At 61.2% G+C, this 7582-nt stretch carries 7 protein-coding genes; 5 read left to right on the top strand and 2 right to left on the bottom strand.

Going from position 1 to position 7582, the window contains the following annotated elements:
- Positions 1-162 precede the first annotated feature (162 nt).
- Together rsmI and rppA are read left to right on the top strand one after the other, a co-directional pair.
- Positions 163-1152, top strand: a complete 990-nt coding sequence (gene rsmI, locus NW843_RS04160; protein ID WP_414331459.1) for a 16S rRNA (cytidine(1402)-2'-O)-methyltransferase — start codon at positions 163-165, stop codon at positions 1150-1152.
- Between the two features lie 28 nt (positions 1153-1180).
- Positions 1181-1882, top strand: coding sequence for a two-component system response regulator RppA (gene rppA / locus NW843_RS04155; RefSeq protein WP_414349658.1), 702 nt, complete (start codon positions 1181-1183; stop codon positions 1880-1882).
- Between the two features lie 160 nt (positions 1883-2042).
- Here rppA and atpD read toward each other — a convergent pair whose 3' ends face one another.
- A complete protein-coding gene (gene atpD / locus NW843_RS04150; protein WP_011434062.1) occupies positions 2043-3476 on the bottom strand; it encodes a F0F1 ATP synthase subunit beta in 1434 nt (477 codons plus the stop codon).
- A 189-nt stretch (positions 3477-3665) separates the two neighbouring features.
- Here atpD and NW843_RS04145 point away from each other — a divergent pair, with 189 nt between their 5' ends.
- From NW843_RS04145 to NW843_RS04135, 3 genes are all read left to right on the top strand, one after another.
- Positions 3666-4328: a GerMN domain-containing protein gene (locus NW843_RS04145; protein ID WP_414522197.1), complete on the top strand. Its 663-nt coding sequence runs from the start codon at positions 3666-3668 to the stop codon at positions 4326-4328.
- A gap of 10 nt (positions 4329-4338) precedes the next feature.
- The gene (locus tag NW843_RS04140) at positions 4339-5106 is read left to right on the top strand and encodes an MlaE family lipid ABC transporter permease subunit (RefSeq protein WP_414419665.1); all 768 of its coding nucleotides are present in this window, start codon (positions 4339-4341) and stop codon (positions 5104-5106) included.
- Positions 5107-5192: 86 nt separating this feature from the next.
- Positions 5193-6224, top strand: a complete 1032-nt coding sequence (locus NW843_RS04135) for a succinate dehydrogenase/fumarate reductase iron-sulfur subunit (RefSeq protein ID WP_414342869.1) — start codon at positions 5193-5195, stop codon at positions 6222-6224.
- Here NW843_RS04135 and NW843_RS04130 read toward each other — a convergent pair.
- Positions 6221-7327, bottom strand: coding sequence for a peptidylprolyl isomerase (locus NW843_RS04130; RefSeq protein WP_414329706.1), 1107 nt, complete (start codon positions 7325-7327; stop codon positions 6221-6223). The two genes, NW843_RS04135 and NW843_RS04130, sit on opposite strands and share 4 nt — an antisense overlap.
- Between the last annotated feature and the right edge of the window lie 255 nt (positions 7328-7582).

The following is a 7582-nucleotide window of genomic DNA, read 5'->3' as shown; positions in this document are numbered from 1 at the left end:
CGTCCCGCTACCGCGAAAGGACTCCGTCCCGCTACCGCGAAAGGCAGATGCTTGGGTATCGGGGCACCGGCCAAGAGAGGTTAATCTGGGGATCCGAGGCGATCTCTAATTGCTCTAATTGGCTATTGTCTGGTTATCGGCAGCTCAGCCTTGGAGCTCGGGATGGAACACCCCACCGCCAGCCTTTATTTGGTGGCTACCCCCATCGGCAACCGCGAAGACATCACCCTGCGGGCGCTGCGGGTTTTGCGGGAAGTGGACTGGGTGGCGGCAGAAGATACTCGCCACTCCGGCCAGCTTCTTAAACATTTTCAAATCTCCGCCCGCCTCATCAGCTATCACGAGCACAACGCTGCCCAACGGATCCCGCAACTCCTGAAGTATCTGTCGGCGGGCCAGTCGGTGGCCCTGATCAGCGATGCCGGTACTCCTGCCATCTCCGATCCGGGAGAAGAGTTGGTGCGCGCCTGCATTCAGGCCGGGATCCCGGTGATCCCTGTGCCGGGGCCGGTAGCTGCTGTTGCTGCCTTGACTGCTTCGGGCCTGCCTACAGGACGATTCGTGTTCGAGGGATTTTTGCCGCTTAAACCCAGTCAGCGACAGGCCCGCCTGCAACAGTTGGCCCAAGAAGAGCGCACCGTCGTTCTCTATGAAGCCCCCCATCGCCTGCGCCAAACTCTGCAGGATCTGCTGGATCACTGCGGCCCAGAGCGGCAGATCGTGCTGGCGCGGGAGCTGACCAAGCTGTATGAGTCCTTCTGGCGGGGATCCCTGGCAGCAGCCTTGGAGCACTGCGCTGCTCAGCCGCCCCGAGGGGAGTTCACCCTCTTGCTTGAGGGATATGTGGGTGCCGTTCCCAGCCCTAACCCTGCCAGAGGCGGGACGGAGTCCTTGAATGGGCGGGGAGACAGTGAATCGGAAGCGGAAATTCGCCAAGAAATGGCCCGGTTGCTGGCCGAGGGCCTATCCCGCTCCGCAGCCAGCCGCCGGTTGGCCCAGCGTTTACAGGGATCCCCCATCTGGACGCGGCGCCGCCTTTACGATCTATCCTTGCAGCTTGAGCCGCTCTCCAGTTCTGGCGGGACGGAGTCCTTTTCTGAGTACGTCAGCGCTCCACATTGTTTCCAAGACAACAGCGAGACCGAGTCCTGAGGTGTTCGCGTTAGCGGGACGGAGTCCTATGGCACGGATTTTGTTGGTGGACGATGAAGTGGAGTTGGCCGATTCTCTGGCCCAGCAATTGAGGCGAGAGGGCTACACGGTGGACGTCGCCTACACGGGGGGGCGGGCCTGGGAGCTGCTGCAAAAGTCCCCCGCTCTGCCCTACGATCTGCTGGTCTTGGATTGGATGTTGCCGGAGCTCTCCGGGCTTTCCCTCTGTCAGCGGGTGCGGCAGGTGGATGGCACCACTCCCATCCTGTTTTTGACCGCCAAAGATACCCTAGACGACCGGGTGGAAGGGCTGGATGCCGGGGCAGATGATTACTTGGTAAAGCCGTTTGAGCTGCGGGAACTGCTGGCGCGGGTGCGAGCCCTCTTGCGGCGGGCCACCGGCCCTGGAGAAGGGATCCCTCGCCTGCAGGTCGGGGATTTGGAGCTGGATCGGGAGAACCAGGTGGCCTACCGGCAGGGGCGGATGATCCACCTCTCTCAAAAAGAGTTTCGCCTGCTGGAGTACTTCATGACCCATCCCGGCCAGTTGCTCACCCACGACCAGATCTACGAGCAGGTGTGGGCCGGAGAGGATCCCCCCAGCAGCAACGTCTTGGCAGCCCAGGTGCGCCTGCTGCGGCGACGCCTCAGGTTGCCCGGGGCAGCAGAATTGATCCACGCCGTCTACGGCAAGGGCTATCGCTTCGGGCCTGTCGCCGGGGATCCCTAGGAAGAGGCCCAGAAGAGGCCCATCCTACAGTCCCGCAAGCTGTAGCTGTCCCGAACAGCAGCAAACCCCAAGCAAGCGACCCAACGGGGCCCTTCCCAACAGCTTGCTGGGATTCACAGCTCCCCTCTCCCAAGAGGAGAGGGGCAGGAGCGCTTGGGGCTCACTTGGACTTGAGCTTCTCCGCTTTCTCGATGGCCTCTTCGATGGTGCCCACCAAGTAGAAGGCTTGCTCCGGCAGATTGTCCAATTCCCCCGACAAAATGCGCTGGAAGCCCTTGATGGTGTCTGCCAATTTCACATACTTGCCGGGGGAGCCAGTGAATACCTCCGCCACGAAGAACGGCTGGGACAGGAAACGCTCGATGCGGCGGGCGCGGGCCACCACCAGCTTGTCCTCTTCCGACAGCTCGTCTAGCCCCAGGATGGCGATGATATCTTGCAGCTCTTTGTAGCGCTGCAGCGTTTGCTTCACTGCCCGGGCGGTGTTGTAGTGCTCTTCGCCCACAATGTCCGCCTGCAGGATGGTGGAAGAGGAATCCAGGGGATCCACCGCCGGATAGATACCCTTGGCTGCCAAGCTGCGGGACAATACCACCGTCGAGTCGAGGTGGGCAAAGGTGGTTGCTGGGGCCGGATCCGTCAAGTCGTCAGCAGGCACATACACCGCCTGCACCGAGGTGATGGATCCCTGCTTGGTAGAGGTGATGCGCTCTTGCAGGTTGCCCATTTCGGTAGCCAAGGTGGGCTGGTAACCCACCGCCGAGGGCATGCGGCCCAACAGCGCCGACACTTCCGACCCGGCCTGCACAAAGCGGAAGATATTGTCGATGAACAGCAGCACGTCCTGCTTGTTAACGTCGCGGAAGTACTCTGCCATGGTCAGGGCAGTCAGGCCAACCCGCATGCGGGCACCCGGTGGCTCGTTCATCTGGCCATAGACCAGCGCCACTTTGTCCAGCACACCGGATTCTTTCATCTCGTTGTAGAGGTCATTGCCCTCGCGGGTGCGCTCTCCCACGCCCGCAAACACCGATAGGCCAGAGTGCTCCTCAGCGATGTTGTGGATCAGCTCCTGGATGAGCACTGTCTTGCCGACGCCGGCACCGCCAAACAGGCCCACCTTGCCCCCCTTTTTGAAGGGGGCCAGCAGGTCAATCACCTTGATGCCGGTTTCAAAGGGCTCTGGCTTAATCGTCAAATCGACAAGTGGAGGCGCACTGCGGTGGATGGGGGCAAATTCTTGGGCTTGAACGGGCTCTCCTTGGTCAACCGGCTCTCCCAGCACATTGAAAATGCGCCCCAGGGTGGGCTGCCCGACCGGCACAGTAATCGGAGCGCCCGTATCCACCACCGGCATGCCCCGCACCAGGCCGTCGGTCGAGGACATGGCCACCGCACGCACGCGGTTATCCCCCAAAAGCTGCTGCACCTCAAAGGTGACGTTAACCTTCAGGCCGCTTTCGGTTGTGCCCTCCACCTTGAGGGCATTGTAGATTTCGGGCAGCTTGCCGCTGGGAAACTCGGCGTCGATCACAGGCCCAATGACCTGAGTGATGTAGCCAACATTGGTGGCAGTAGCGGTGGCAGTAACCATGATTGAGGCTCAGCTCCTTGTGTGCTCAGTTATCGACTCAGCAATGCCGGGTGTAAATCATTATCATCATACAAATAAAGGGATCCCAGTTGCTGCCGCACTTTTGCCTGTCCAGCCTATGGGGGATCCCCGGCAGAGTGGGCTTTTCTTCGCTACCCTAGAGCTAGGTAAGACAGGGGGTTGCCAGCGATGAGCCACTACGGAGGCCGTATTGCACAGCTCAGCTCCGTTAGGTTGGGAGGACGGCGTCGCTGCCCACGTCGCGGCCGGGCCCTGCAATTGGGGATCCTTGGCTTCTTGCTGGGGTTAGGGGTGATGGGGGGAGCTTGGTGGTACAGCATCGGGCCCCGGCAAACCCTTTCCCTGTATTGGCTGACCAGTGCCGACAACTCCATTTACTATGTGCAGCAAGAGCGCACGGTTCGCGCCTTCGACGCTCAGGAAGCCATCCGCCTGGCTCTGGAGGAGCTGATTGCCGGCCCCAGGGATCCCCACCTCACCACGGCCATTCCCCCCCAGACGCGGGTGTTGGATGTGCGGGTGGAGGGCGACGATATTTTCCTCAACTTCTCCCCCGAATTCACGCAAGGGGGGGGATCCACGACGATGATGAGCCGGATTGCGCAGGTGCTCTACACGGCCACCAGCCAAAACCCCGGCGCCCGGGTTTGGATCTCGGTGGAAGGCCGTGCCCTAGAAGTGCTGGGGGGAGAGGGGCTGATCCTGGATCAACCCCTGACACGGGCCTCGTTTGTGCCCAGCTTTCAGCTGCCAGCGGAGCCGGCAACCCCAAAGGACTCCGCCCCCCTAACGGGGTCGCCAAAGCGTCGCCTAGCGATAACGGCTTCTTGAGACGGAAACCATGAGCTGGTTGCAGCGGGTGGGCAGCAGTTTTCTCCTGACCGGTCAGGTGATTTTGCATCTGATGCGGGGCCGTATCCATCGTCGCAACACCCTGGATCAGTTGGCGGCGGTGGGGCTGGAGTCGCTGCTGATTGTTCTGATTACGGCGGTGGTGATCAGCGGCGTTTTCACCATCCAGTTGGCGCGGGAATTCATCAACTTCGGAGCCTCTTCCTTGATTGGGGGGGTTTTGGCGATTGCCCTTGCCCGCGAGCTGACACCGGTGGTGACGGCGGTGATCTTGGCCGGACGGGTGGGATCCGCCTTTGCCGCCGAGCTGGGCACCATGAAGGTCACGGAGCAGATCGACGCTCTGCTGTTGTTACGCACCGATCCGGTGGATTATCTGGTGATCCCGCGGGTGCTGGCTGCGGGGCTGATGCTGCCGGTGCTCACCATCCTCTCCCTGCTGACGGGGCTGGTGGGGGGGATGATCATCTGCGCTTCGGCCTACAACATCTCTCCTGCAGTGTTTCTCAACTCGGCGCAAACCCTTCTGAGCTCCTGGGATTTGCTCGTCTGTTGTTTTAAGGCGATGGTGTTCGGGTCTTTGATCGCCATTGTTGGCTCCAACTGGGGCCTTTCCACCAGCGGGGGAGCCAAGGGGGTGGGTCGCTCCACCACCGATGCAGTGGTTACGGCGCTGCTGGGCGTGTTTGTCACCAACTTCCTTATTTCTTGGCTGTTGTTTCAGGGGCCGGGGAGCGCCCTCAGCCGCGCGTTGTAGCCACTTCTGCTGTCCCGTTAGCGTTGCGGAGCAATAGGGAGAGAGCTAGGATGGGATCCCCTTTCCCTTCAGCGGTGCAGAGCACTTTGCGAGTAGAATTTCAGATTTTCCGACAGTTGCCGCCGGAGCCGCCCCGCTGGCAGTCCTTCTGGCTGGAGACATCCCCTGGCGCCACCATTCTCGATTGCCTCAACCAGATCAAGTGGGAGCAGGATGGCAGCTTGGCCTTCCGCAAAAACTGCCGCAACACCATCTGTGGCAGTTGCGCCATGCGCATCAACGGTAGGGCAGCCTTGGCTTGTGGCCGACATGTGGGCGAAGAGCTGGATCCCCGCAGCCCCCAGCCGCAGCCTATTCGCATCGGCCCTCTGGGAAACCTGCCCGTTCTGCGGGATCTGGTGGTGGATATGCAGCCCTTCTGGAACGATCTCAGCCGGGTGGATCCCTTTGTCAGCACGGCGGGGCGACGCATCCCGGAGCGAGAGTTTTTACAGCTGCCTGCCGAACGGGAGCATCTCAACGCTGCCGGTGGCTGTATTCTCTGCGGAGCCTGCTATTCCGATTGCAATGCCAAAGAGGTGAACCCAGAGTTTGTCGGCCCCCATGCTCTGGCCAGAGCCAACCGCCTCGTCCAAGACAGCCGCGACAGCCAACGGGAACAACGCCTGCAGGCTCTGGATAGCTTGGCTGGTGTCTGGGGCTGTACCCGCTGCTGGAACTGCAACAGCGTCTGCCCGATGGGCGTGGCACCTCTGGATCAAATCACCGAACTCAAACAGGGGATCCTCTCCCGCCATGCAGACAAGACCGCTGCTCTGCCCACCGACCGTTCCCGCCAGCACGCTGTTCGCGCTATTCGGACGGAGTCCTTGCCCATAGCCATCCGCCACCGCAAGACTCTGGTGCAACTGGTGCGCTCCGGTGGTTGGATAGATGAGCGCCGCTTTGCCCTGCAGGTGGTGGGCCGGGATCCCAAAGGGCTGCTCAGCTTGGTGCCTTTGGGTCTGCGCCTGTTGGCCAGGGGCAAATTTCCCTTTCGCTTCCAGCCCTCTGCAGGGGCGGCGACGGTACGGCGGCTTATCGACACGGTTAGGCAGGAAGGAAGGGATCCCCTCTAGGCTCCAGTTTTGAGGTTGTCTTGGCCGGAAATCAATCTGGCACTCAAAATCCGATCCCCCACTTTGATGTGGCGCAGCACCTCCGTTCCCTCTGTAACGTACCCGAACACGGCATAGCGGCCATCCATGAGGTTTAACCCCGCCGGGGTGAGATCCGGCTCAGCCATAAAGATGAAGAACTGAGAAGAGGCGCTGTTGGGATCGTCGGGATAGCGGGCCATGGCCACCGTCCCTTCGGCGGAAAAGGGCAGAGCCGGTTCCACATCCCACAGGCCCATCTGATCAAAAGTCTGGCCGTAGCGGGGCATCACCTCGCCTTTGGCGCGAATCTCCATGGGGATGGTGCGAACCTTGCCCGTGGCCGGATCCACATAGCCATCGGCAGGGCCAGGGGGATCCCCGGCCTGCGCCAGGAAGAAGGTCTCCACCCGGTCAAAGGTCAGGCCATCGTAGAAGCCCCGCTGCACCAGGTCGGCAAAGTTGCCGGCAGTGATGGGGGCGCTGTAGCCATCTAAGGTGATCACCATGCGCCCAGCGGTGGTGTTTAGCTCCACCTCTGCCCGCCCCAAGAGCTGAGGTTTGTCGGCATACTCAGCAGGCACTGTGTAGGGGAAAGCCCCCACCCAGTTGTTTTCGAGGGATCCCAACTCGTCCACTAGACGGTCGTAGGCAGCGCGGGCCTCTTCTTTACCCTTGGATTTGCGCTCGCTGGCTTGGCCGATCACCCGCAACTGCTCCCGCAGCGCAGCCATCTGTTCAGAGGCTGGGGTCACCCGATCCGGGGGCAAGCCGGCCAGCAGGGAATCTCCATAGCGATCCAAGAGGTGCTCTACCTGGCGCACATCTCCCCGCACTGCCGACCAGCGGTTGTACTTCAGGTCGGCGTCGATTTTGGAGATGGCTTCATCAATTTCCAGCAGCTTCGTTTCCTGAATAGGCAACGCCCGCCGCAACAGGGTACGGGGATCCGTGATGGCATCCCCTTGGGGCAGAGCCAAGGCCGGGATCCCCCAGAGCGCCACCCCGCAGAGCAGAGCAGCTACGTAGAGGCCAATCCGGCAAAGGGATCCCCATTGCCAAAATCCTTGGGCACGCTGCGTCATGGTTCCTACCGACTGCAAAACCACTCCTGTCTCAGCCTGACATCCCACCGTCACAGGCGGCAAGCGCTGTCAAACCTCGATAGATATCTCCACGACTGGCTCACTCCACCTGGGGGAAAGCCGTCATCGCTACACGACGCTTTTGCGACCGCAATAGCGGGACCAACTTCTCCAAGGGCATGGCTACACGGCTCTCCTACCTAGGAACGGTGACCTCGAAACGGATGACCCCGGCTGAGCCAGAACTGCCTCCCC

The sequence above is a fragment of the Synechococcus sp. R5-12 genome (genome assembly GCF_047502655.1).
Lineage (GTDB): Bacteria > Cyanobacteriota > Cyanobacteriia > Thermostichales > Thermostichaceae > Thermostichus.
This window is presented reverse-complemented; position numbering and strand designations above follow the sequence as displayed.